This is a genomic window from Sphingomonas sp. R-74633, from assembly GCF_013416555.1.
In the GTDB taxonomy this organism is placed as follows: Bacteria; Pseudomonadota; Alphaproteobacteria; order Sphingomonadales; family Sphingomonadaceae; genus Sphingomonas.
In genome coordinates this window covers 665,720-688,104 of the sequence record NZ_JACCFG010000002.1, presented here as the reverse complement: position 1 = coordinate 688,104, position 22,385 = coordinate 665,720, and the positions used below count along the sequence as shown (strand labels likewise).

General features: G+C 66.2%; 27 protein-coding genes. 16 read left to right on the top strand and 11 right to left on the bottom strand.

Annotated features, from left to right (window positions below):
• Nucleotides 1–97: 97 nt before the first annotated feature.
• The 3 genes from HZY97_RS09480 to HZY97_RS09470 all read right to left on the bottom strand — a co-directional run bounded on the left by HZY97_RS09480 (nt 98) and on the right by HZY97_RS09470 (nt 1,619).
• Nucleotides 98–331: a hypothetical protein gene (locus HZY97_RS09480; protein WP_180142871.1), complete on the bottom strand. Its 234-nt coding sequence runs from the start codon at nt 329–331 to the stop codon at nt 98–100.
• Between the two features lie 248 nt (nt 332–579).
• Nucleotides 580–1,005: a DUF1810 domain-containing protein gene (locus HZY97_RS09475; protein WP_180142869.1), complete on the bottom strand. Its 426-nt coding sequence runs from the start codon at nt 1,003–1,005 to the stop codon at nt 580–582.
• The gene (locus HZY97_RS09470; protein WP_180142867.1) at nt 1,002–1,619 is read right to left on the bottom strand and encodes an SOS response-associated peptidase; all 618 of its coding nucleotides are present in this window, start codon (nt 1,617–1,619) and stop codon (nt 1,002–1,004) included. The genes HZY97_RS09475 and HZY97_RS09470 overlap by 4 nt, the downstream gene beginning before the upstream one ends.
• A gap of 49 nt (nt 1,620–1,668) precedes the next feature.
• On the opposite strand from HZY97_RS09470, the gene HZY97_RS09465 reads away from it, so the two are divergent.
• From HZY97_RS09465 to arsB, 6 genes are all read left to right on the top strand, one after another.
• Nucleotides 1,669–2,193, top strand: coding sequence for an SOS response-associated peptidase family protein (locus HZY97_RS09465; protein WP_180142865.1), 525 nt, complete (start codon nt 1,669–1,671; stop codon nt 2,191–2,193).
• 11 nt (nt 2,194–2,204) lie between these two features.
• The gene (locus HZY97_RS09460) at nt 2,205–2,609 is read left to right on the top strand and encodes a hypothetical protein (protein ID WP_180142863.1); all 405 of its coding nucleotides are present in this window, start codon (nt 2,205–2,207) and stop codon (nt 2,607–2,609) included.
• A gap of 311 nt (nt 2,610–2,920) precedes the next feature.
• Complete coding sequence (locus HZY97_RS09455; protein WP_180142861.1) at nt 2,921–3,376, top strand: ArsI/CadI family heavy metal resistance metalloenzyme; 456 nt, start codon at nt 2,921–2,923, stop codon at nt 3,374–3,376.
• A complete protein-coding gene (locus HZY97_RS09450) occupies nt 3,367–3,735 on the top strand; it encodes a helix-turn-helix transcriptional regulator (protein WP_306670053.1) in 369 nt (122 codons plus the stop codon). The genes HZY97_RS09455 and HZY97_RS09450 overlap by 10 nt, the downstream gene beginning before the upstream one ends.
• A complete protein-coding gene (gene arsC / locus HZY97_RS09445) occupies nt 3,705–4,160 on the top strand; it encodes an arsenate reductase (glutaredoxin) (RefSeq protein ID WP_180142859.1) in 456 nt (151 codons plus the stop codon). The genes HZY97_RS09450 and arsC overlap by 31 nt, the downstream gene beginning before the upstream one ends.
• Nucleotides 4,157–5,218, top strand: a complete 1,062-nt coding sequence (gene arsB / locus HZY97_RS09440) for an ACR3 family arsenite efflux transporter (protein WP_180142857.1) — start codon at nt 4,157–4,159, stop codon at nt 5,216–5,218. Before arsC ends, arsB begins: the two co-directional genes overlap by 4 nt.
• A gap of 15 nt (nt 5,219–5,233) precedes the next feature.
• On the opposite strand, the gene HZY97_RS09435 is transcribed toward arsB, so the two are convergent.
• Nucleotides 5,234–5,641 (bottom strand): helix-turn-helix domain-containing protein, encoded by a 408-nt coding sequence (locus HZY97_RS09435; protein WP_180143193.1) that lies wholly within the window; start codon nt 5,639–5,641, stop codon nt 5,234–5,236.
• A 74-nt stretch (nt 5,642–5,715) separates the two neighbouring features.
• Here HZY97_RS09435 and HZY97_RS09430 point away from each other — a divergent pair, with 74 nt between their 5' ends.
• Together HZY97_RS09430 and HZY97_RS21075 are read left to right on the top strand one after the other, a co-directional pair.
• Nucleotides 5,716–6,078: a mercuric reductase gene (locus HZY97_RS09430; RefSeq protein ID WP_180142855.1), complete on the top strand. Its 363-nt coding sequence runs from the start codon at nt 5,716–5,718 to the stop codon at nt 6,076–6,078.
• Nucleotides 6,071–6,298, top strand: coding sequence for a GDCCVxC domain-containing (seleno)protein (locus HZY97_RS21075; RefSeq protein ID WP_306670052.1), 228 nt, complete (start codon nt 6,071–6,073; stop codon nt 6,296–6,298). The genes HZY97_RS09430 and HZY97_RS21075 overlap by 8 nt, the downstream gene beginning before the upstream one ends.
• A 281-nt stretch (nt 6,299–6,579) precedes the next feature.
• On the opposite strand, the gene HZY97_RS09425 is transcribed toward HZY97_RS21075, so the two are convergent.
• Genes HZY97_RS09425 through HZY97_RS09395 form a run of 7 tightly spaced genes read right to left on the bottom strand, consistent with a single transcriptional unit; the run spans nt 6,580 to nt 11,990 of the window.
• Nucleotides 6,580–7,026, bottom strand: coding sequence for a DUF305 domain-containing protein (locus HZY97_RS09425; protein WP_180142853.1), 447 nt, complete (start codon nt 7,024–7,026; stop codon nt 6,580–6,582).
• Nucleotides 7,027–7,055: 29 nt separating this feature from the next.
• The gene (locus tag HZY97_RS09420; RefSeq protein ID WP_373684327.1) at nt 7,056–7,784 is read right to left on the bottom strand and encodes a PepSY domain-containing protein; all 729 of its coding nucleotides are present in this window, start codon (nt 7,782–7,784) and stop codon (nt 7,056–7,058) included.
• Nucleotides 7,785–7,789: 5 nt separating this feature from the next.
• Complete coding sequence (locus HZY97_RS09415) at nt 7,790–8,809, bottom strand: copper resistance protein B (RefSeq protein ID WP_180142851.1); 1,020 nt, start codon at nt 8,807–8,809, stop codon at nt 7,790–7,792.
• Nucleotides 8,806–10,665: a copper resistance system multicopper oxidase gene (locus HZY97_RS09410; protein WP_180142849.1), complete on the bottom strand. Its 1,860-nt coding sequence runs from the start codon at nt 10,663–10,665 to the stop codon at nt 8,806–8,808. The genes HZY97_RS09415 and HZY97_RS09410 overlap by 4 nt, the downstream gene beginning before the upstream one ends.
• 52 nt (nt 10,666–10,717) lie before the next feature.
• Nucleotides 10,718–11,281, bottom strand: a complete 564-nt coding sequence (locus tag HZY97_RS09405) for a sigma-70 family RNA polymerase sigma factor (RefSeq protein ID WP_180142847.1) — start codon at nt 11,279–11,281, stop codon at nt 10,718–10,720.
• The gene (locus tag HZY97_RS09400; RefSeq protein ID WP_180142845.1) at nt 11,278–11,718 is read right to left on the bottom strand and encodes a periplasmic heavy metal sensor; all 441 of its coding nucleotides are present in this window, start codon (nt 11,716–11,718) and stop codon (nt 11,278–11,280) included. The genes HZY97_RS09405 and HZY97_RS09400 overlap by 4 nt, the downstream gene beginning before the upstream one ends.
• Entirely contained in the window at nt 11,715–11,990 is a 276-nt protein-coding gene (locus HZY97_RS09395) for a hypothetical protein (RefSeq protein WP_180142843.1), read from the bottom strand. Before HZY97_RS09395 ends, HZY97_RS09400 begins: the two co-directional genes overlap by 4 nt.
• Before the next feature lie 133 nt (nt 11,991–12,123).
• Here HZY97_RS09395 and copC point away from each other — a divergent pair, with 133 nt between their 5' ends.
• The 8 genes from copC to HZY97_RS09355 all read left to right on the top strand — a co-directional run bounded on the left by copC (nt 12,124) and on the right by HZY97_RS09355 (nt 22,379).
• Nucleotides 12,124–12,510: a copper homeostasis periplasmic binding protein CopC gene (gene copC / locus HZY97_RS09390; RefSeq protein ID WP_180142841.1), complete on the top strand. Its 387-nt coding sequence runs from the start codon at nt 12,124–12,126 to the stop codon at nt 12,508–12,510.
• 3 nt (nt 12,511–12,513) lie between these two features.
• Nucleotides 12,514–13,440, top strand: coding sequence for a copper homeostasis membrane protein CopD (gene copD / locus HZY97_RS09385; protein WP_180142839.1), 927 nt, complete (start codon nt 12,514–12,516; stop codon nt 13,438–13,440).
• Nucleotides 13,441–13,521: 81 nt separating this feature from the next.
• Entirely contained in the window at nt 13,522–15,867 is a 2,346-nt protein-coding gene (locus HZY97_RS09380) for a heavy metal translocating P-type ATPase (RefSeq protein WP_180142838.1), read from the top strand.
• Nucleotides 15,864–16,253 (top strand): Cu(I)-responsive transcriptional regulator, encoded by a 390-nt coding sequence (cueR, locus tag HZY97_RS09375; protein WP_180142836.1) that lies wholly within the window; start codon nt 15,864–15,866, stop codon nt 16,251–16,253. Before HZY97_RS09380 ends, cueR begins: the two co-directional genes overlap by 4 nt.
• Before the next feature lie 2 nt (nt 16,254–16,255).
• Nucleotides 16,256–16,681 carry a hypothetical protein gene (locus tag HZY97_RS09370; protein WP_180142834.1) on the top strand — a complete coding sequence of 142 codons (426 nt, stop codon included), beginning with the start codon at nt 16,256–16,258 and terminating at the stop codon, nt 16,679–16,681.
• A 96-nt stretch (nt 16,682–16,777) separates the two neighbouring features.
• Nucleotides 16,778–18,007 (top strand): TolC family protein, encoded by a 1,230-nt coding sequence (locus HZY97_RS09365; RefSeq protein ID WP_180142832.1) that lies wholly within the window; start codon nt 16,778–16,780, stop codon nt 18,005–18,007.
• Complete coding sequence (locus tag HZY97_RS09360; protein ID WP_180142830.1) at nt 18,004–19,239, top strand: efflux RND transporter periplasmic adaptor subunit; 1,236 nt, start codon at nt 18,004–18,006, stop codon at nt 19,237–19,239. Before HZY97_RS09365 ends, HZY97_RS09360 begins: the two co-directional genes overlap by 4 nt.
• Nucleotides 19,236–22,379: an efflux RND transporter permease subunit gene (locus tag HZY97_RS09355; protein ID WP_180142828.1), complete on the top strand. Its 3,144-nt coding sequence runs from the start codon at nt 19,236–19,238 to the stop codon at nt 22,377–22,379. The genes HZY97_RS09360 and HZY97_RS09355 overlap by 4 nt, the downstream gene beginning before the upstream one ends.
• The last annotated feature ends 6 nt before the right edge of the window (nt 22,380–22,385 follow it).

The following is a 22,385-nucleotide window of genomic DNA, read 5'->3' as shown; positions in this document are numbered from 1 at the left end:
AGGGAATCACGACTCGCACGTTCCCTTAATGTTCCGCCTCTCCCGGCTTTTCGTCAACCCGCCGAATCGGCGAGGCTCCGTGTCGCGGATCGCATCGTCAGGCGTTTTGCCAGTCGCTCTCGGCATCCTCGAGCGCCTGGAACGCGTCGCCATCGGCCTGCTGCTTGCGCAGATGCGCGCGCACCGCCTCGGGATCGCCATCCTTGGGGAAGGTGCGGTCCGCACGCGCCGCATCGGCGATGCCGTCGATCCAGTCGCCGCGGTCGCGCTGCGCTAGAAGCCAGCGCCCGAACGGCATGCCCGCAGCTTCGGAGTCCATCTCGTCGGTCATCGCCCGCACCTCGTCCAATCGAGAAGCACAAAGCGTGTTCCCGATGCGTTCCCTCTTACGCCGACGCGGCGGGTAAGCAATCGGGAACCAATCCAGCCGGTCCCGGTTGAACATGCGAGACACGATTCCCCCCTTCGCGGTCTCGAAATTCGTCACGCGCCCCGTCCGGCTCCCCCCGCCGGCGGGGCGTTTTCGTGCAATACCGGGAGCGCTCCGATCCGGCCGCGGCCATGATGCCCAGCCGGGCGTCAGTCCTCCAGCAGTGCGAGGGTGGCCATGTCACGCGCTCCTGCGAACCAGCGATCCAACGCCGCGGCGAGCAACGGGCTCGGCTCGACCGCCTCGAACAAGGTCAGCGACGATCGCAGCTTCACCGCATCGACCTCGCCGAACACCGCGACCGAATCGCTGGTGACGAGATCCTGCAACGCCGCAACGCATTCGAAATAGCGCTTCCCGAGCAGAGGGTGCGCCAGATAGGCCCGCGCTTCCTCGATCGAGCGGACACCGAAGAAACGGGCGGTTTCGCTGCGCCCGAGGCCGGCCAGCTGAGGAAAGACGAACCACATCCAGTGCGAGCGCTTGGCGCCGCGCCGGATCTCCGCGAGCGCCGCGGCATAGACCGGTGCCTGCGCCTCGACGAAGCGCTCGAGCGAATCCGCCGCCGCGGTCACAGCAACGCCGCCTGGGCAGGCTCCGGCGGATAGACCCGCACCGGCAGGAGGCTGCCCTTGGGCAGGGTGCCGAGCACATCCTCGGCCGGCACCTGCGGGTCGAGCCAGGCCGCCCAGCGGTCGCGCGGCAACGGGATGATCTGGCGGTGATGATAGGGTGCGACGTCATCCCCGGCATCGAGGGTGAGCATGGTGAACGCCTCGCCGAGCGGACTCTCGCGCCAGATACCGGCGATGCAGAACCAGCGGTGGTCCGCCATCGTGAACAGCCATTTATCGAGCCGCTTCTGCCTGGGCGCCTCGGGGTCGGTGAATTCGTAGAAGCCGTCGGCGAGGATCAGGCAGCGGTTGGATTCGAACGCCCGGCCCTCGGCGCGGAAGTTATAGACCGGCTTGCCCTTGGCGCCCGGCCAGCTCCAGCGCCGGTTGACCAGTTCGCCGCCCCTTGCGCCGCCTGAGGCTGTGCGCACGATCGGCGCGATATCGGTGATCTTGATGTCTTCGCGCGCGGCGATGTTGGGAGTGCCTTCGGGAAGGTCGATCTTGATCTTTAGATCCTCGAAGTCCTCCATGATCGAGGCGATGTCGACCTCGAGCCTATAGTCATTGCACATCGACAGTCTCCGATTTGCACCGCACGTTCGTTCGCATTATGTTCTCACCATGAAAGCGAGTCCCTTCGAGTCGGAATCCCCGCTTGGCAGCCGCCGGCCCATCATCCGGCGGAACCCGGCCAATGTGCAAGAGGTGGAGATGGTCGAGGCAGGCTGGGGTCTCCAGCCGTTCGACGGGCCGGCCAAGCCGTTCAAGTTCATCCGTTCGGAAGACAAGATTTTCCCCACCCATCGCTGCCTCGTCCCGGCAAGCGAGTTCCAAATCAAGAATGGCGACCGGCGGTTCCGGGTCAGCCTCGAGGACGGCAATTTCTTCTACCTCGCCGGGGTGTGGCGCCCCGCCAATCCCGACTGGCCGCTCAGCTTCGCGGTGGTGACGGTTCCCGCCAATCCGGAGGTGTTCTTCTATCAGGAGCGGCAAGGCGCGGTGCTGCTCAGGCGCCAGCGCATGGCCTGGCTCGATCTGACGGTTCCGCAGGAAGAACTGCTCCAGCCCTTGCCGGCCCGCAGCTTCGCGATCGAAGAGATCGCCCCGCGCGAGCCGCAGCTGCGCCAGACCGAATTGGCACTCTGAGGAAGAACGACATGCTCCCGATGCAGCAGGCGGCGATGCCCCACTCTACAGAACCGAGCGCGGCCGACCGGCTCAACGCCGTGCCCGTCAGCGGACCGCAGCTCGAAGCGGCGCTCGAGATCCTTACGGCGCTGCCGGCACATCTTCGTGCGCGGCCCGTCGCCCAGGCGCTCGCGCTCCAGGCCTATGCCAGCGAAGCCGGGTTCGAGGAAGAGGCGGCGTCGGCGGCGCTCCATGCCCGCGTCACCGCGCTGGCGAAATGGACCGCGGCGCACGATCCCGAACGGCAGTCCGATGCCCGGTCGGTGCTGGAGGCCGCCGCGCGCTTTCCGCTGGGCGAGACCGAGGCGGGGATAGGGTTCGAGCCTGGCGGATTCCAGGAGCTCATCCTGTTCATCGACGACCTGCCCTGGTAGCCGGCCGACACCTTCCCTCTTGCCGGAAAAGGGGGCGTTGCGGGGGCTTTCCCCCGCAGAAGGGGTAGCGCGAGACCGTCGGGCTCGCGCTCAGGGGAAGACTTTCCCCTCCATGCGGCTGTCCCGCCGGCAAACGCAGGAAGATCCAAAAACGAGACCTGGCAGTTGGAGGTCTGCGCAGCCGATATGATGCCCGTATCCGTTCCCGGTCGATCGCCCCATCGGCAACACGCCCGGCATCCCCCCGACCGCTTGACGGTTCGATAGTACGGATATATCCGTACTATCATCGAGTCGTCAGGAGACAGTCCATGAAGCGCATGCATCTGCACGTCAGCGTGCCCGATCTCACCCAGTCGATCCAGTTCTACGAGACGCTGTTCGGCGCGGCGCCCGTCGTGGTGAAGGACGACTATGCCAAGTGGATGCTCGACGATCCCAAGGTCAACTTCGCGATCTCGGAGCGGGTCCGCTCGGCGGGCGTCGATCACATCGGCATCCAGGTCGACAGCGCCGAGGAGCTTGGCGAGCTGGCGGATCGGCTCAAGGCCGCCGGCGCCGATACGTTCGACCAGGAAGCGACGACCTGCTGCTATGCCAAGTCGGACAAGAGCTGGGTGCGCGATCCGGCGGGCGTGCGCTGGGAGACCTTCTTCACTTTCGGCGAAGCGACCAGCTACGGCGAGGACGAAGTGCTGCCCGAGGCGTCCGCCGCCGCTTGCTGCGGTCCTGCCGATGGTTCGGCGCCGAAGCAGGCATGCGGCTGATGGAAGCGAACGCCGCGATCGCCGCATTGTCGGCGCTGGCGCACGCCGGAAGACTCGAGGTCTTCCGGCTGCTGGTCCGTGCCGGCAAGGACGGCATGGCCGCGGGCGAGATCGCGCAGGCGACCGGCCATGTCCCCCAGACCCTGTCGGGCAACCTCAACATCCTGGGGCACGCCGGGCTGGTCGCGTCGCGCCGCGAGGGCCGCTCGATCATCTACACCGCCGACTATGCGCGGATGAGCGGCCTGCTCGGATTTCTGATGGAGGATTGCTGCGCGGGCTCGTCGGAGATCTGTGCGCCGCTGGTCGATATCGCCACCCGCGCGGCATGCTGTCCGCCGCAAGGCGCGGTGCAGTGAGCGATATCGTCATCTATCACAACCCGGACTGCGGCACTTCGCGCAACACGCTCGCGATGATCCGCAATGCCGGCATCGAGCCGCATGTCGTCGAGTATCTGAAGACCCCACCCTCGCGGCCGATGCTGGTCTCGCTGATCGAGCGCATGGGGCTCACGCCGCGCGATCTGCTCCGCGAGAAGGGCACGCCGTTCGCCGAACTGGGCCTCGGCGATCCGTCGCTCGGCGACGCGCAGTTGCTCGATGCGATGATGGAGCATCCGATCCTGATCAACCGGCCGATCGTCGTCTCGCCGCTGGGCGTGAAGCTGTGCCGCCCATCGGAAGTCGTGCTCGACCTGCTGCCAGCCGCGCAGCTTGGCGCGTTCGCCAAGGAGGACGGCGAACAAGTGATCGACGCCGCCGGCGATCGGGTCGGCGCGTGAGCGCCGCTGCGCCGGCCAAGCCCGCGATCAGCACGTTCGAACGCTATCTGAGCCTGTGGGTGGCGCTCTGCATCGTCGCGGGAATCGCGCTCGGCTATGCGCTGCCGGGCGTGTTCGCGATCATCGCCGGGGCGGAAGTGGCACGGGTCAACTTCGTGGTCGCGGTGCTGATCTGGCTGATGATCATCCCCATGCTGCTCAAGATCGACATCGGCGCGCTCGGGTCGGTCCGGCAGCACTGGAAGGGTGTCGGCGTCACACTGTTCATCAACTGGGCGGTCAAGCCCTTCTCGATGGCATTGCTCGGCACCTTGTTCCTGGGATGGCTGTTCCGGCCGCTGCTGCCCGAAGCCGAGATCAGCTCGTATATCGCCGGGCTGATCCTGCTCGCCGCCGCACCCTGCACCGCGATGGTGTTCGTCTGGTCCAACCTGTGCGACGGCGATCCCGCCTATACTCTGAGCCAGGTCGCGCTGAACGACATCATCATGGTGTTCGCGTTCGCGCCGCTGGTCGCTTTGCTGCTCGGGGTCGCCTCGATCACCGTGCCATGGGACACGCTGCTGATCTCGGTCGTCCTCTATATCGTCGTGCCCGTGATCGTGGCGCAGATCCTGCGGCGCGCCGTCATCGCCAGCGGCGGGCAAGCCGCGCTCGACCGGCTGCTCGGCCGGCTCGGGCCGGTGTCGCTGATCGCGCTGCTCAGCACGCTGGTGCTGCTGTTCGGATTCCAGGGCGAGGCGATCATCGCCCATCCGCTGGTGATCGCGCTCATCGCCGTGCCGATCCTGATCCAGGTATATTTCAATGCCGGCCTGGCTTACTGGCTGAGCCGCCGGTTCGGCGTGGCATGGTGCGTGGCCGCGCCCGCCGCGTTGATCGGCGCCTCCAATTTCTTCGAGCTGGCGGTCGCCGCGGCGATCAGCCTGTTCGGCCTGACCTCCGGTGCCGCGCTGGCGACGGTAGTCGGCGTGCTCGTCGAGGTGCCGGTCATGCTGTCGGTGGTGTCGATCGTGAAGCGCACACGCCCCTGGTATGAAGGGCGCCTTGACGCCTGAGCGCTGCGAATGTCTTCAATCGGCGCATAGTGTTTCGAGCAAGGGGCAGCCCGCATCATCCCCTGCCTCGCATGCGCTGACCGCCTCATCGAGGACCCGCTCCATGCGCGCGAGATCGGCGATCTTGGAGCGCACGTCCCCCAGTTGCGCCTCAGCCAGGTCGCGCGCCTGCGCGCAGGACGCCGCGCCGCCATCGGCGAGCGCGAGCAGTGTCCGGATCGCATCGATCGGGAAGCCGAGCTCGCGCGCGCGTCGCACGAACGCGAGCCGCCGCACGTCTGGCTGGCGATAGCTGCGATACCGACCCCGCCGCAGCGCCTGCGGCAGGAGGCCGATTCGCTCATAATAGCGGATCGTCTCGATGTTGCAGCGCGTCAGCCGCGACAGTTCGCCGATCGGGATGGCACCGTGGAGAGGGGTCATCGTCAAAATACCGCTTGAGTCTGTAGTGGCTACAGACGCTAGGACATGAATCGACCGACCGCAAGGAACCGAACATGACCCAGCAATCCGCGCCGCCGCCCACAGGTATTGGCGCCGCCACGCTTACCCTGGCTGGCATCGCGGCGGCATTCGGGGTCGCCGCATGCTGCGCGCTGCCGATCCTGTTGGCCTCGGCCGGGATCGGCGCGGCCTGGCTCGGCGGCATCGCGATAACGACCGCGCCGTACCGCACGCTGCTGCTCGCGCTCGGCGCGCTGTGTCTGCTCGCCGGAGCGGCGCTGCTGCTGCGACAGCAGATTGCGGCAACGCGGTGCGGCCCCGGTGGCACCTGCACCCCGCGCTGGGTGCGCGTTCTGACCCTGGTCGGGTTGCTGATCGGCGCCGCGCTGCTCTGGGGGGGCTGGCGTTATGTCTGACGTCGTCCCAGAGCTCCTCTCGACGCTGACCTGTCCGCAGTGCGGCCACGAGGCGACCGAGACAATGCCGACCGACTCCTGCCAGTTCTTCTACGATTGCCTAGGTTGCGGCGTGCTTCTCAGGCCGCTGCCGGGCCACTGCTGCGTCTATTGTTCCTACGGAACCGTGCCATGCCCGCCCATCCAGATCGACGGCAAGGATGGAGGCTGCTGCGGCTGAAGGGATCGAAGGCGCAAACAACGGCTGGAAGCGCCGCAGCCATGATCCGATTTCCATGCCGCTCCGTGGTTCCAGGCTGGAGCGCCGTCACGACCCCGAACGCCCATGCAGCCATTGGATCACGGCTGCGCCAAGGCCCACTTATCTCCGCTGCGCAGGAAGCCACCGGCAGATCGCGATCGCCTGCCCCAAAAAGCTGCTAACAGCGGTGCGGCGCAGCAACGGTTCGAGTATCGGTGGGTCGATACGGCTACGGACTGGCACATCGCTTTCGCGACGGCTCAGCGGCGCTGCAAGATAGCCTTCATCTGGTCAATCTCCTGGCGCTGCGACTGGATGATCCGGGCGCACAGCGCGACGATCTCGGGATCGCGCAGCGATGCTTCCCTGCACATCAGGATCGCGCCCGAATGGTGCGGGATCATCGACCTCAGAAATTGCCGGTCGCCGATCGTCGTTTGGGTGCGGATCATCGCAAAGCACCCCACAAAGACGATGACCGACCCTGCGAGCAGCGCGGCATTGAGCGATCTTGACGGGAACATGTGGCGCATGGCGAGGACCATCAGCACCACCATCGGCGCGACCATCATCAGCGTCATGTAGACCATGTTGAGATTGTTGTAGAAGCTGCCGAGACTGTCGATCATCACGAACATCACCAGGTACATGACGACGGCGCCGACGATCGTTTGCAGCGCAAGGCTGGCATAGGGATTCTTCGTCATCGTCCTTCTCCGGTCGCCCCCCAGGGATCCTAACTTGAGCTTTCGGCCAGCTTGCGCCGCGCCCGCCGGCGGATCGGCCACCGCATGTAGAGCAGGATGGCTCCGCCCAGCCAAAACACCAGCCCGCCAATTGCGAAAGCGAGCAGCCACGGCGTGTTGAAGTTCTCGTGGTTCTTCCAGTCCATGATGTGGAGGCCCCAGAAGAAGTCGTAGAGTCGCCACGTGCTGGTACGCACCGCCGTGATCTTGCCAGTGTCGGCGGCTACAAAGACCCGCGTCGCGTCCTTGTCCGCCAGTTCAACCTGCCATGCGGGCAGCGGACCACGGTATTCCGTGCTTTCCGTCTCGATCCTGTCAATCTTCGCGGCGGGCCGGCCCTCGCCACGCCAGGCGCTTCGCACGATCCGCTCGGCCTCGGCCGCACCCGGCGGCGCCAGCGGCGCACCCGTGGCGGCATCGAACAATCTGGTTCCACGCGCGGTCACGATCTCGACGACCGGGCGCCCCAATAGCATTCGATGCGTCAGCGACTGGACGGGCGCGCCCGCCGCCCGCGCAAGCCGGGCCGGATCGGGCAAAACCGTGTCGGCGGGAAGCGTCGCCGGCGAGCGATCGACAAGATGCTCGCCCCGGACGCGCTCGATCGGAAGCACGCTCATCAGCGTGCCGCTCGCGAACCATAGCAGAAGCTGGATCCCTATGATGATCGCCAGCCATTTGTGAACGCGGCTTGCAAGCAGGTGGAGGCGGGTCCGCACCCCGCTCAAAACCAGAACCTCAAGCCCACGACGAGGCTGGTGTTTTCGACATCCTTGCCATCGATCCGCGCATATCTGGCCGTGTCGCCAATCTTACGGTCATAAGAAATGCCGATATAGGGGGCGAACTCGCGCCTGATCTCATAGCGAAGGCGCAGTCCCAGCTCTGCGTTTGACAGCCCCGAACCGATCCGGCTCTCCGGCACGTCCTGGGCTGCGAAGTTGAATTCGACACGCGGCTGGAGGATCAGCCGCTGGGTAATGCGCTGGTCATAATATGCACCCGCCCGGGCATACAGGTCCCCCTTCGTGGACAGGAACACCGCGCCATCGACGTCGAACCAATAAGGCGCGAGGCCTTCGATCGCGATCGTCGCGTAGGTCCGCGAGGGACCCGAACCGAAGTCCTGGCGGACGCCGGCCTGCAGGTTCCAGTATGGATCGAGCGGGCGGCTGTAGAGACCCTGCACTTCGGCATGCTCGACACCGTCACCCGCCGTCCCTTCGCCTTCGCTCTTGAGGACGAACCGGCTGGCGTCGCTCCCGATCCACGCCTCACCGTCCCAGCGATAGCCGTTCCGGCCGTCACGAATCTGAAATTCGGCGACGTTGAAAATGACCTGAGAAACGACGCTTCCCCCGTGTTCGCGAGTCAGCATCGCGCGTGACGGCGCCATCTGATCGGGCGGATAGATGCGGTCGGCGTAATGATCGGTGGGAGGCACCGGCGCGGGCGCGTTCCCGGGGGGAAGGCTCGTGCCGCCGGTACCATGCTGGCCCGCCGCCTCGTCGGCCGCCATGCCGGGCATCGCGGACATATTGTGCCCGGCATGCGGGTCCGGCGCCGCTGCGGGCGGGACCGGTTGCTCGGGGGGCGGTCTCATGCCTTCCATCGTCGACATGTCGTGTCCGGCATGTGGATCGCTAGCGGGCGTCTGCTGCTGGGGGGAGCCGCCTTGCTGTGCCGCAGCGGGCATGGCGAACATCATGGGCGCGAAAACCGCGATCACGGGAAGCGCTCTCATGCCGCTTCTCCGCGTGGGCGCACCGAGACGACCCGCATCATTCCGGCGTGCATATGGTAGAGCATGTGGCAGTGGAACGCCCAGTCGCCGATCGCGTCCGCGGTCACGTCGAAGCTCACCTTGCCGCCAGGCGGCACGTTCACCGTGTGCTTGCGCGGCGCGTATTCACCGTGCCCGGTCACCAGCTCGAAGAAATGCCCGTGCAGGTGAATCGGGTGCGACATCATCGAGTCGTTGACGAGCGTGACGCGGACTCGTTCATTCTCGACGAACGGGATCGGCGCCGTCACTTCGTTGAACTTCTGCCCGTCGAACGACCACATGAACCGTTCCATGTTCCCGGTCAGGTGGATCTCCATGGCGCGATCTGGCGCGCGGACGTCGGGGTTTCGTGTCAGCGCCATCAGGTCGCGATAGACGAGCACCTTGTGCCCGGCATTCTCGAGGCCCTGGCCCGGCTCGCCGGTGCGATCCGCCGGCATCGGCGATATGGTCTGGACGCCGGGACCCATCTTCACCTGGGGCGCATTGCTCGGGGCCCGCATGTTCATGCTCATCCCGCCCATCGCTGAATGATCCATCCCGGGCATGGCGCTGTCGGGTTTGCTGAGGTCGATCGTGCCGCCACTTGGTTCGCTCGCCCCCCCGGCGGGAACAGCGCCTTCGGGCTTGCTGAGGTCTATGGTCCCGCCGGTTGAACCGCTCATGTCCATGCCGGGCATGTCCATGCCCGCCATATCCATTCCCATGTCCTTCATCGTCGCGAGCGGGCGCTCTCGCAGCGGTGGTACTTGTGCCGACATTCCTTCACGCGGCGCGAGCGTGGCGCGGGCAAGCCCGGAGCGGTCGACCGCCTCGCCGACAAAGGTGTAGGCGCGCTCGTCGGGGGGCGTGACGATGACGTCATAGGTCTCCGCCACCGCGATCTGAAACTCATCGACGGTCACGGGCCGGACATGCTGGCCATCGGCCTGGACGACGGTCATCGGCAAGCCGGGGATGCGCACATTGAAGTTGGTCATCGCCGACGCATTGATGATGCGCAGCCGCACCCGCTCGCCCGGCCGGAACAGCGCCGTCCAATTGTCCTTCGGCCCGTGGCCGTTGACGAGATAGGTGTACGTAGCCCCCGTCACGTCGGAGACGTCGCTGGGGTCCATGCGCATCCGGCCCCATTCGAGCCTGTCCTTTTGAGGCTGGTCCTTTCCGGCGAGCAGGCTCGCAAGCGTCTGCTTCTGGTAGTTGAAATAGCCCGCCTGCTGCTTCAGCTTCCGGAAGATCGCATGCGGATGCATCTGGCTATGATCCGAGAGCACGATGACGTGCTCGCGCTCCGACCGGATCGGATCTTCCCCTTCCGGATCGATCACGATCGGGCCGTAATGCCCCATCTGCTCCTGCAGGCCCGAATGGCTGTGATACCAATAGGTGCCCGACTGGACGATCGGGAACTCATAGACGAAGGTTGATTTCGGCTTGACGCCCGGAAAGCTGATTCCAGGAACGCCGTCGAACTGAAAGGGCACGAGCAGGCCGTGCCAATGGATCGAGCTGTCTTCGTCATGAAGGTCGTTCGTGACCGACAACCGTACCGTCTGACCCTGCCGCAAGCGGATCAACGGTGCAGGCACCGTGCCGTTGATGCCGATCGCGTGGCTTTCGCGGCCATCGACCATCATCATCTGATGCGCGATGCGAAGCGCGATATCGGTGCCGCTTACGGTCGGCAGGGGCCGGACGATGCCGCGCGACACAGGTTGCGCCCAGGCCGGAAACCAGCTCGCGAGTGCGGCGCCTCCGCCGCCGATGGCCGCGCCACGCAAAAGCGTCCGACGGTCGAGATTCGATACGCGCATTGACTAGAGGCCCCTGTCACCAAGCTTTTGCAGGGAATACGCGCCGATCGCCTCAATCCCTCAGTTTCTCCTCAAGTTTCGAGCGCGCCCGATAGAGGCGCGTCTCGACAGCCTTCTCGCTGATGCCGAGCACCCCTGCGGTTTCGGCTTGCGACATCCCTTCGACCGTCCGCAGGATAAGCGTGTCCTTGAGCGAAGCAGGCAGCGCGGCAATCGCCGCCATGGTTCTGCGAAGCTCCTCGCGATCTGAAAGGATCGTCTCCGGAGAGGGTGCCTCATCGGCGAGATCATGTGCCTCGTCGATCGGAAGCGAAAAGGACAGGAGGCGGCGAACCGCGCGGCGGCGGGCCCAATCCCGGCACTTGTTGATCGCGATGCGAGAGATCCAGAACTTGAACGGTCGGGCACCGTCGTAACGCGCGAGCGCCGCAAAGGCGGCGACGAAACTCTGCTGTGTGATGTCGAGCGCGGCTTCGGCATCTCCGGTGTGACTGCGGGCGACGCGATACACCGCCTCGCGATGGCGATTCATGAGTTCGCGATAGGCAGTCTGGCGCCCCGCCTGCGCCAGCGCGGCCAGCTCGCCGTCCGAGCAGTCCGCAAGATCGAGCGTCACTGCCCTTTGGCCGTCAGCGCTTTCACTACCGCTGCGTCGAATCTGGCAGCCTGATCGGGACGCAGTACGCTGCGCATGGCGAAGATATGTTCGAGCGTTTCCTTCTGGAGCTGTCCCATCGCCTGATGCGAGCGATCGACCGCCGCTGCCACACGGGGCCCGTAGCCATGCTCGGCCTCGATGGCCTCCGCGAGCCGGATATTGTCCGCGCGAAGCTCGAGCTCGAGCGCTTGCTTGCGAACCGCGAAACGGGCTTCGATCGCCTCGATCCTGGACTTTTGCGCATCGTCCAGATCTAGCTGATGGTGAAGGAGGACGTGGAGTTCGGTTTCGACCGGCCCCTGCTGTGCGACATAGGCGCGTCCAATGAATACCCCCGCCAGCGCAGCGGCAAAGGCGATCAGCGCGACCATCAGGAGGCGACGGCGGTCGGTCATTCGCCGGCGCTCAGCAAGGCCGAAGGCGCGAGCGTCGACGACGTCCCGAACGGTGCCACCGGGGCCGCGCTGGCAACGGTGCTGGGCAGAGCCGTGCTGGCGATGCCCGTGACGAGGGCGGCTACTGCAGCGAAACCGAACACCGAGGCGGAAAGCGGATGCGATTGTGCAGCCCGGGCCACCTCGTCGAGGACGGCTGCATCGATCGAGGCTAGCCGCGGATCGACGGACAGCGCGCGAACGCGGGCAATTGCTGAATCAATGTCGGTCATTCATTCGTCTCCACGCCTTCCAAGAGCAGTACGCGTCGGCGTCCGTGATCCCTCATAGCAGCGTCAGGGCTCCCGGGTGAGGGGTTGGGTTTCGGCCCGCGTATTACCGGTGAACCCACAATCGGAGCTGGACATGAATTTCACCCGTACGCTCGGCGTCGCCGCCGCTGTTGCGATCGTCGCCATCGCAACCCCAGCCTTTGCGCACCCCAAGCTCGTGTCCTCGACGCCGGCAGCGAAGTCGGTGGTCAGTAACGTCCGGCAGGTGGCGTTGACGTTCAGCGAGCGTCTCATCCCCACATTGTCCGGCATCGATCTTGTGATGACCGGCATGCCGGGCATGGCGAACCACAATCCGATGAAGGTGACAGGCTTCGCGATATCAGTGGGCGCAGACGGAAAAACCCTGGTGGCATCGCTTCCCCGCAAGCTGCCGGCTGGGGCCTATCTCCTGACCTGGCACGCTGTGTCGGCGGATACGCATCGGGTCACCGGAACGATCTCCTTTACCGTCAAATAGCAGGTGGGCGACGCGCTCCTCATCGCGATCAGGCTGGCGCTATATATTGACCTCGGCCTGCTCTTCGGGGTGCCGCTCTTCGGCCTGTACGCGCTGAAAGGGGACGAGAGGTCGGACGTTGTTCCGTTCCGGCGGCTCGTCGCCGTCCTCGCGGGCTTCGGCATCGTATCGAGCCTGTTCGGCTTTGCTCTGCTCGCCGCGGCCATGTCCGGAACCGATCTCACGGGCATCGAAAGCGCAACGCTGACGATGCTGCTTGGCGAGACGTCGGTTGGCTGGGCGTTCATCGCACGCGAGGTGGCGCTGGTCCTCGCTCTCGCGGTCGCGATCTTGCTGCGGCGGCGGGGTCCGACCTTATTCATTCTGGCATCGGTGTTGGGCGCAATCGCAGTCGCGACACTCGCCTGGGCTGGCCACGGTGCAGCAAGCGAAGGTGGCCTCGGCATTTTCCATCTCACCAGCGACATAGCGCACCTTCTTGCCGCTTCCGCCTGGCTCGGAGCGCTTGCGATGTTGGGGCTGATGCTGCTGCCCGGACGCGCGGCGCAAATCGAGCATGTCCGCATCGTCCATCGCGCCTTGGCGGGTTTCGCCACGGTCGGATCCATCTTTGTCGGCCTGATCGTGCTCACGGGCGTAGTGAACGGCCTGTTCCTGATCGGCTTGGAGAACCTCGGGTCCCTCGGGTCATCGCTCTACGGCCAGTTGATGATCGCGAAGTTGCTCCTGTTTAGCGCAATGGTCGCGCTGGCTGCGTCCAATCGCTTCAGGCTGGCGCCCGATCTGGAACGATCGCTAGACGCGGCCGAACCAGTCGTGGCGTTGCGCGCGCTCCGGCGCAGCCTGGCGTTCGAAACCGGCTGCGCCATCGCCGTTCTGGCACTGGTCGCGTGGCTGGGAACGCTCGAGCCACCCATGTCGGCAACGTGAGCAAATGCAGACGAATCAATTTGGGCCTTGACCCTGACATGATGTCAAACCCCACATGAGGCAGCATCGGAGGACCGTCAGATGAATCATGCCGACCACCATGCGAATTCCGGCAGCGATTGCTGCGCTGGCCAAGCGAAGGGGAAACTGACGGACCCGGTCTGCGGCATGTCCGTCGATCCTGAAACCTCGCCGCATCACGCTTCATATGATGGCAAAGACTATCATTTCTGCAGCGCCGGCTGCCGGACCAAGTTCATCGCGGACCCGAAAGCCTATCTCGGCCGCGAGCGACCGGAGCCGAAGGGGGCACCCGGAGCAATCTGGACCTGCCCGATGCATCCCGAAGTCCGGCAAGCGGGGCCCGGCACCTGCCCGATCTGCGGGATGGCGCTCGAACCCGAGCAGCCGTCGCTCGACGATGCCCCCAATCCAGAGCTGGTCGATTTCACGCGCCGCCTGTGGGTGTCTGGCGTGCTCACGGTGCCGCTGCTGGCGATATCGATGGGCGCGGAGATGCTAGGTATCCACATCGTCGATCCGATGCACTCGTCCTGGATCCAGCTGCTGCTGACGGCGCCGATCGTCTTGTGGGGCGGGCTTCCCTTCTTCGAGCGCGGCTGGGCGTCGCTCAGGACCCGCCGCTACAATATGTTCACGCTGATCGCGATCGGCGTGGGCGCGGCATTCCTCTACAGTCTGGTCGCGACGGTCGCACCCGGCCTGTTCCCCGTCAGCTTTCGCGAACATGACGCGATGGTGCCGGTCTATTACGAGGCTGCAGGCGTGGTGGTGACGCTCGTTCTCCTCGGGCAGGTGCTCGAGCTGCGCGCCCGCGCCGCCACCGGGCGGGCCATTCGCGCGCTGCTCAATCTCGCGCCCAAGACGGCACGTCGCCTCGCACCTGACGGCGCGGAAAGTGAAGTGCCGCTGGCCGACATCGTCGTCGGCGACCAGTTGCGCGTGCGGCCGGGCGAGGCCATCCCCGTAGACGGAATCGTGATCGACGGGCGATCGTCGGTCGATGAAGCGATGCTCACCGGCGAGCCGGAACCGGTGCTCAAGGAAGCGCAAGCGGCGGTCACGGGCGGTACGGTCAACGGCATCGGGAGCCTGGTCATCGAGGCGCGCGCGGTCGGCTCCGACACTATGCTGGCGCGAATCGTCAAGATGGTTGCCGAGGCGCAGCGGAGCCGGGCCCCTATCCAGGGCGTGGCGGACCGCATCTCGGGATGGTTCGTGCCCTTGGTGGTGTTGATCGCAATCGCGACATTCGTGGTCTGGAATCTCGCCGGACCCGAACCCCGCTTCGGCCACGCGCTCCTGAACGCGATCGCGGTGCTGATCATCGCCTGCCCTTGCGCGCTCGGGCTGGCGACACCCATGTCGATCATGGTTGGCACCGGACGGGGAGCGCTTGCCGGCGTGCTCGTCAAGAACGCCGAGGCGCTGCAGGCGCTTGAGAAGGTCGATACGCTCGTCATCGACAAGACCGGCACACTGACCGAAGGACGGCCCAAGCTGATCTCCGCCGAGCCGCTCGACGGAGTAGCCGAAGGCGCACTCCTTGCCGCGGCGGCGGCAGTCGAAAGCCGGTCGGAGCACCCGCTTGCGCGCGCCATTGTCGAGGCGGCCGAAGCCGCGGGGCACAAGCCGGCGCCAGTCGAGAATTTCGAATCGCAGACGGGCCTGGGCATCAGCGGCCGAGTCGACGGACGCGATGTCGTCGTCGGCAACGCCGCGCAGATGCAACGCGTTGGCGTCGATCCAGGCCCGCTCGACGCGGCGGCGGAGCGTCACCGGAGCGCCGGTGCCGGCGTCATGCTCGTGGCGATCGACGGGCGTCTCGCCGGCCTGCTCGCGGTTGCCGATCCGCTCAAGGAATCGGCGCGCGACGCGATCGCCGAGCTGCACCGCAGTGGTCTCAGAATCGTCATGCTGACAGGCGACAGCCGCGGTACGGCGGAAGCAGTCGCGCGCCAGATCGGCGGGATTGACGAAGTCCATGCCGACTTGAAGCCGGAGGACAAGGCGAGGATCGTCGGCGAACTGAAAGCGCGTGGCGCGACGGTCGCGATGGCAGGAGACGGCATCAACGACGCACCGGCCCTCGCTGCCGCCGATGTCGGCGTTGCAATGGGCACGGGGACCGACGTTGCGATCGAAAGTGCCGGACTGACGCTGACGCGCGGTGACCTCTCGGCGATGGTCCGGGCACGACGGCTCGCGCACGCGACGATGGCGAATATCCGCCAGAACCTGTTCTTCTCATTCCTGTTCAACGGCATCGGCATCCCGATTGCGGCTGGCGTCCTCTATCCCGTGACCGGCATTCTCATGTCGCCGATGTTCGCGGGCGCCGCGATGGCGCTCTCGAGCTTCACGGTGGTGCTCAACGCGCTCCGCCTGAATACAGTGAAGCTATGAATATCGGCCAGGCCACGGAGGCGAGCGGCGTCTCGCAGCGGATGATCCGCCACTATGAGAAGATCGGCCTGATTCCGCACGCGCCGCGCCGCGACAGCGGCTACCGCGACTATTCGCCTGCCGACGTGCATCGCCTGCATTTCATCGCCAACGCGCGGGACCTCGGCTTTCCCATCGAGGAGATCCGGCTGCTGCTCGAGCTGTGGACCGACCGTGACCGATCAAGCGCAGAGGTGAAGGCATTGGCGACCGCGCGCGCGGAAGAACTCAGGCGCAAAGCCGCGGCACTCGATGCGATGCGCCGGACGCTGGTCGATCTCGCCGAGCGCTGCCACGGCGACGCGCGTCCCGATTGCCCGATCCTGGACGGCCTGGCGCGCGAATAGCGATGGCGCGCGATCAATTGACTCAAGCCATGCCATCACGCATCCCCATGCGCGTGCTGAAGCTGCTTCGCTACCTTCTCTGCCTGGGCATTCTGTTCGGCCTCGCCGGAAACGGCGTTGCGATGGCAGCGCCGTGCCTCTTCATGGCCAAGAGCGAGCCAGCGGCAATGGCGGCCATGCCCGGCTGCGAGATGGGCGCCGATTGCCCCGACTGCGGCTCGAAGAGCGACAGCGACAAGAGCGGCAAGGGCATGAAGCCCGGCTGTATGTTGATGGCAGGGTGCACGGTCGTGATGGCGCTCAAGGAGCCCGCTGCGGCGTCGGCCCTCTCGCGCGAACCGCCGGTCTCCGACTACTGGCCCGTCGCTGCCAACCTCACCGGGCGCGAGGTCGTACCCGAACCGGAACCACCGACACTCCTTGGCTGAATCCGCGCGCGCGCGACTGACCGGACGGCGTCCCTGACGCTGCGCTCGGGCTGATCGGCGCGACTCGACTTTCGATTCATCCAGGGATTTCGATCGATGCGATTATTGCTGCTTGCGGCCGGCTGCCTTTGGCTGCCCTCTGCCGCGCTGGCGGATCCGCTCACTTATTCCGAGGCGCTCGAGCGCGCCACCGCCAATGCGCCAAGCCTCAAAGCGCGCGCGGCCTCGACCGCTGGCGCACGGTCGTCGGCGACCGCTGCCGACCGTCTACCCGATCCGACCCTCGATCTGGGCATCAGGGATTTCCCGGTGACGGGCCCGCATGCGGGCAGCTTCACCGGCGACGATTTCACGATGACGACGATCGGGTTCAGCCAGCTATTCCCAAACCTCGCCAAACGCCACGCGCGTGCCGAACGGGCGACCGCCGAGATCGGCATGGCCGAGGCAAGCGAATTGGCCGAGCGACGCTCGGTCCGGCTGGAGACCGCGCTCGCGTGGATCGATCTCTATTATGGCGAACGGCGGCTGGCGCAGCTGGACCTGCTGCTTGCCAGTCTCGATGACTTGCAGAAAACCGTCACCGCGCGGCTGGCATCGGGAAGCGCCCGGCCGTCCCAGGCTCTGGAGCCCGAGCAGCTTCGCGCGGCGATCGCCGACCGCCGTGCGGAGATGGTCGCGGTCATCGCGCAGGCCCGGGCGCGGCTTGCGCAGTACACCGGCGATCCCAATCCGGAGGTCTCAGGCGACCCGCCCGATCTGACGGTAGATCCCGACCGCTTGAGGGCGGGCATCGACTCGTTGCCCGGAATGCGTGTCCTCGACGCTAATATCGCCGGGGCCGACGCCGACGTGCGGCTCGCGCGTGCCGACAAGCGGCCGGATTGGCGGGTCGGTGTCTCGTACGGCCGGCGTGCTCCCGCTTTTGGCGATCTCGCCTCGGTAAATGTGTCCGTCGATCTCCCGCTGTTCGCGGGGAGGCGCCAGAATCCGAGGGTCGATGCCAGCAACAGCAGGGCACAAGGCGCGCGCTTCGACCGCGAAGCCGGCAGGCGGCAACTCCTGGCATCCCTGGAAGCCGATCTCGCGGATCACGCGATGCATCATGCCCGGCTGCGCAATGCGCGCGAGGTACTCGTTCCGCTGGCCAAGCGCCGCGCCGTGCTCGATCGCGACAGCTACGCGGCGGGAAAGCTCGACCTGGGCACCGCCTTGCTATCGACGCTCGCGCTCGCCGAAGCCGAAGTCGAGGCGCTCAACCGCGAAGCCGATGTCGCACGCGATGCTGTCCGCATCACCATCACTTATGGGGAGGAGCGGCCATGACGCTCGCATCGAAAACAGCATCGCTCTGGGGCGCCTCGCTTCTGGCAGTCGCGCTCGCCGCGGGCGGTACCGGCTATTGGCTGGGGCATCGCGGCGATGCACAGCCAGCGACGGCCAGCACGGCGGGCAGCGGCAATGTGCTCTATTATTATGATCCGATGTTCCCGAACCAGAAGTTCGACAAGCCGGGCAAATCCCCGTTCATGGATATGCAGCTCGTCCCGAAATATGCCGGCGAAGGCGGCGCAGGCGGCCCCGCCGGCGTGACGATCGATCCGGCTGCGCAGCAGAGCCTTGGGATGCGGGTGGTCACGGCGCAGATGGGCAGCCTCGCTGCCACGCTCGACGTCACCGGCACGATCGACTTCAACCAGCGCGACGTCGCCGTGATCCAGGCACGCGCGGGCGGATTCGTGCAGCGCGTCTACGGCCGTGCGCCGGGCGATGTCGTTCGCGCGGGCGCACCGATGGCGGACCTGCTGCTGCCCGAATGGGGCGGCGCGCAGGTCGAGTATCTGAGCGTGCGGCGCCTCGGAAAGCCCGATCTCACCGCGGCGGCGCGGCAGCGGCTCAAGCTGCTGGGCATGTCCGACGGATTGATCGCAAGCGTCGAGCGCAGCGGGCGTCCGAACGGCATCGTCACCGTCACCACGCCGATCTCCGGGGTCATCCAGACGCTCGACGCGCGGCAGGGCGTGACCCTGGCATCGGGCCAGACGCTCGCCCAGGTCAGCGGCCTCGGGTCCGTCTGGCTCAATGCCGCGGTGCCCGAGGCGCGTGCCGGCGATGTCCGAATGGGCCAGAGCGCGACCGCGACACTGACCAGCTTTCCCGGCGAGACGTTCGGGGGCCGGGTGATCGCGGTGCTCCCGACAGCCCAGGCCGACAGCCGCACGCTGACCGTGCGGATCGAGCTGGCGAACCGCGGAGGCCGATTGCGGCCGGGCATGTTCGCCACCGTCGCGCTCGGCGGCGATGCGCGCCCCGCTTTGCTGGTGCCGAGCGAAGCCGTTATCCGCACCGGCACGCGAACCCTGGTCATGCTGGCAACCGGCGACGGCCGCTATCACCCGGCCGAGATCAGAATTGGCCGCGAGGCTGGCGGGCAGACCGAAGTCCTTGCCGGGCTGTCGCCAGGCGAGAAGGTCGTCGCGTCTGGCCAGTTCCTGCTCGATTCCGAAGCGAGCCTCACCGGCATCCAGGTCCGCCCGCTGACGGACGCCAAGCGGTGATCGCGCGCATCATCCGAGCCTCGGTCAAGGCGCGCGGCTTCATCCTGCTTGCCGCGCTAGTGCTGGTCGTGGTCGGGATCGGCGCGGTCCGCACGACGCCGATCGACGCCCTGCCCGACCTTTCCGACGTGCAGGTCATCATCCGCACCTCCTACCCGGGGCAGGCGCCGCAGATCGTAGAGAACCAGGTCACCTATCCGCTGGCGACAACGATGCTGTCGGTTCCGGGCGCCAGGGTCGTGCGCGGCTATTCGTTCGTCGGCGACAGCTTCGTCTACGTCCTGTTCGACGACGGCACCGATCTCTATTGGGCGCGCAGCCGCGTCCTCGAATATCTGAGCCAGGTGCAGGGACGCCTGCCGCCCGGCGCGACTGCGTCGCTTGGGCCCGATGCGACCGGGGTCGGCTGGATCTATGAATATGCGCTGGTCGACAGGACAGGCCGGCATGACCTGAGCCAGCTGCGCTCGCTGCAGGACTGGTTCCTGCGCTCCGAGCTCAAATCCGTGCCCGGCGTCGCCGAGGTCGCGAGCATCGGCGGCATGGTCAGGCAGTACCAGGTGGTGGTCGATCCCCGGAAGCTCGCCTCCTACGGCGTCACCCAGAGCGAGCTGGTCGATGCGCTCAAGCGCGCCAATCAGGAGACCGGTGGCTCGGTCGTCGAGATGGCCGAGGCCGAATATGTCGTCCGGGCGCCGGGCTATCTTACCTCGCTCGACGATTTTCGCAGCGTCCCGATCCGCACCGCGGCGGGCGGCGTGCCCGTGTTGCTGAGCGACGTCGCGACGGTTCAGGTTGGTCCCGAAATGCGGCGCGGCATCGCCGAGCTGAACGGCGAAGGCGAAGTCGCCGGCGGCGTCATCGTCATGCGCCAGGGCAAGAACGCCCGTGAGGTGATCGATGGCGTCAAGGTCAAGCTCGCCGAATTGCGCGCGAGCCTGCCGCCCGGGGTCGAGGTCGTCACCACCTATGATCGCTCGGGGCTGATCGACCGCGCGGTCGATAATCTGACCGGCAAGCTGCTGGAGGAATTCCTCGTCGTCGCGATCGTCTGCGCGCTGTTCCTGTGGCACGTCCGCTCGGCGCTGGTCGCGATCCTGACCCTTCCGCTCGGCATCCTCGCCGCCTTCGTCGTGATGCGGGTCCAGGGCGTGAACGCCAACATCATGTCCCTCGGCGGGATCGCGATCGCGATCGGCGCGATGGTCGATGCCGCGGTGGTGATGATCGAGAACGCGCACAAGCATCTCGAACGCTGGGCGCACGATCACCCGGACGAGGAACTGAAGGGCGACGCGCGCTGGCGGGTGATCACCGATGCCGCGGCCGAGGTCGGGCCGGCGCTGTTCCTTAGCCTGCTGATCATCACCTTCTCGTTCATTCCGATCTTCTCGCTGCAGGGGCAGGAAGGCAGGCTGTTCGCCCCGCTCGCTTTCACCAAGACCTATGCGATGGCGGCCGCCGCGATCCTGTCGATCACGCTGGTGCCGGTTTTGATGGGTTGGCTGATCCGCGGCCGCATTCCCGGCGAAGAAGCCAATCCGGTCAACCGATGGCTTGCCCGAAGCTATCGTCCGCTCCTCGATTGGGTGCTCGAACGTCCCAAGGCGACATTGCTGATCGCGGCGCTGGTGCTTGCCTCGAGCCTGTGGCCGATCAGCCAGACCGGCGGCGAGTTCATGCCCGCGATGAACGAAGGCGATTTGCTGTACATGCCCTCTGCGTTGCCGGGGATTTCGACCGCCAAGGCCGGACAGTTGCTCCAGCTAACCGACCGGCTGATCAAGACGGTACCGGAGGTCGAAAGCGTGTTCGGCAAGGCCGGGCGGGCCGAGACCGCCACCGATCCCGCTCCGCTGGAGATGTTCGAGACGACGATCCGATTCAAGCCCAGGGATCAATGGCGGCCCGGCATGACGCAGGAGAAGCTGATCGAGGAACTGGACGCCCGCGTGAAGGTGCCGGGCCTCGCCAATTTCTGGATCCCGCCGATCCGCAACCGGATCGACATGCTGGCGACCGGCATCAAGAGCCCGATCGGGATCAAGGTCTCGGGTTCGAACCTCGCCGAGATCGACAGCACCGCGCGCGCGATCGAGGCGGTGGCGAAGACGGTGCCGGGCGTCAGCTCGGCGCTCGCCGAGCGGCTGACCGGCGGGCGCTATATCGATGTCAGCGTCAACCGGGCGGCGGCGGCGCGCTACGGGATGAACGTCGCCGACGTGCAGGCGGTCGTCTCTGGCGCGATCGGCGGCGAGGCGATTGGCCAGACCGTGGAAGGCCTCGCGCGCTATCCGATCAGCGTCCGTTATCCGCGCGAGCTGCGCGACAGTCCCGACAAGCTGGTCAATTTGCCGGTCCTCACGCCGTCGCGTCAGCAGATCACTCTCGGCACGGTGGCCGATGTACGCATCGTCTCGGGTCCGCCGATGCTGCGCAGCGAGAACGGCAGACCCGCGACCTGGGTCTATGTCGATGGGCGCGGGCGGGCACTGACCGCGATCGTTCAGGACCTCCAGGCCGCCGTTGCAGAAAAGGTCAAGCTGCCGCCCGGGATCAGTGTCGCCTATACGGGGCAGTTCGAGTTCCTCGAGCGCGCCACGGCGCGGCTCCAGATCGTGGTCCCGGCCACGCTCGCGATCATCTTCCTGCTGCTCTATCTGACGTTCCGGCGCCTGGACGAAGCCGCGCTGATCATGGCGACGCTTCCGTTCGCGCTGACCGGCGGTGTCTGGCTGCTCTATCTGCTCGGCTATAACCAGTCGGTCGCGACCGGGGTCGGGTTCATCGCGCTTGCCGGGGTAGCCGCCGAGTTCGGCGTGGTGATGCTCATCTACCTGAAGCACGCGCTCGCCGACCGCGGGGAGGCGCCCGATGCCGGGCAGGTCATGGATGCGGTGCGCGAAGGCGCACTGCTGCGCGTGCGCCCCAAGGCGATGACCGTCGCGGTGATCCTCGCCGGCCTGATGCCGATCCTGCTTGGGACTGGCACCGGCTCGGAAGTCATGAGCCGGATCGCCGCGCCGATGATCGGCGGCATGCTGACAGCGCCCTTGCTCTCGATGTTCGTGATCCCCGCCGCCTATCTGCTGATGCGGCGCCGACACACGAAGCCCCTCAATCAACCTATTCAACCCTGAAGGAGA

Excerpts from the sequence above, each read along its gene's own strand:
- HZY97_RS09360 (WP_180142830.1), top strand. The coding sequence starts at position 18,004 with ATGACGCTCGCATCGAAAACAGCATCGCTCTGGGGCGCCTCGCTTCTG.
- HZY97_RS09465 (WP_180142865.1), top strand. The coding sequence starts at position 1,669 with ATGAAAGCGAGTCCCTTCGAGTCGGAATCCCCGCTTGGCAGCCGCCGG.
- HZY97_RS09435 (WP_180143193.1), bottom strand. The coding sequence starts at position 5,641 with ATGACCCCTCTCCACGGTGCCATCCCGATCGGCGAACTGTCGCGGCTG.
- HZY97_RS09370 (WP_180142834.1), top strand. The coding sequence starts at position 16,256 with ATGGCGCGCGATCAATTGACTCAAGCCATGCCATCACGCATCCCCATG.
- HZY97_RS09450 (WP_306670053.1), top strand. The coding sequence starts at position 3,367 with ATGCGGCTGATGGAAGCGAACGCCGCGATCGCCGCATTGTCGGCGCTG.
- HZY97_RS09460 (WP_180142863.1), top strand. The coding sequence starts at position 2,205 with ATGCTCCCGATGCAGCAGGCGGCGATGCCCCACTCTACAGAACCGAGC.
- copC (WP_180142841.1), top strand. The coding sequence starts at position 12,124 with ATGAATTTCACCCGTACGCTCGGCGTCGCCGCCGCTGTTGCGATCGTC.
- HZY97_RS09455 (WP_180142861.1), top strand. The coding sequence starts at position 2,921 with ATGAAGCGCATGCATCTGCACGTCAGCGTGCCCGATCTCACCCAGTCG.
- HZY97_RS09470 (WP_180142867.1), bottom strand. The coding sequence starts at position 1,619 with ATGTGCAATGACTATAGGCTCGAGGTCGACATCGCCTCGATCATGGAG.
- cueR (WP_180142836.1), top strand. The coding sequence starts at position 15,864 with ATGAATATCGGCCAGGCCACGGAGGCGAGCGGCGTCTCGCAGCGGATG.
- HZY97_RS21075 (WP_306670052.1), top strand. The coding sequence starts at position 6,071 with ATGTCTGACGTCGTCCCAGAGCTCCTCTCGACGCTGACCTGTCCGCAG.
- arsC (WP_180142859.1), top strand. The coding sequence starts at position 3,705 with ATGCTGTCCGCCGCAAGGCGCGGTGCAGTGAGCGATATCGTCATCTAT.
- HZY97_RS09410 (WP_180142849.1), bottom strand. The coding sequence starts at position 10,665 with ATGCGCGTATCGAATCTCGACCGTCGGACGCTTTTGCGTGGCGCGGCC.
- HZY97_RS09365 (WP_180142832.1), top strand. The coding sequence starts at position 16,778 with ATGCGATTATTGCTGCTTGCGGCCGGCTGCCTTTGGCTGCCCTCTGCC.
- HZY97_RS09430 (WP_180142855.1), top strand. The coding sequence starts at position 5,716 with ATGACCCAGCAATCCGCGCCGCCGCCCACAGGTATTGGCGCCGCCACG.
- HZY97_RS09480 (WP_180142871.1), bottom strand. The coding sequence starts at position 331 with ATGACCGACGAGATGGACTCCGAAGCTGCGGGCATGCCGTTCGGGCGC.
- HZY97_RS09425 (WP_180142853.1), bottom strand. The coding sequence starts at position 7,026 with ATGACGAAGAATCCCTATGCCAGCCTTGCGCTGCAAACGATCGTCGGC.
- HZY97_RS09400 (WP_180142845.1), bottom strand. The coding sequence starts at position 11,718 with ATGACCGACCGCCGTCGCCTCCTGATGGTCGCGCTGATCGCCTTTGCC.
- HZY97_RS09395 (WP_180142843.1), bottom strand. The coding sequence starts at position 11,990 with ATGACCGACATTGATTCAGCAATTGCCCGCGTTCGCGCGCTGTCCGTC.
- HZY97_RS09415 (WP_180142851.1), bottom strand. The coding sequence starts at position 8,809 with ATGAGAGCGCTTCCCGTGATCGCGGTTTTCGCGCCCATGATGTTCGCC.
- HZY97_RS09380 (WP_180142838.1), top strand. The coding sequence starts at position 13,522 with ATGAATCATGCCGACCACCATGCGAATTCCGGCAGCGATTGCTGCGCT.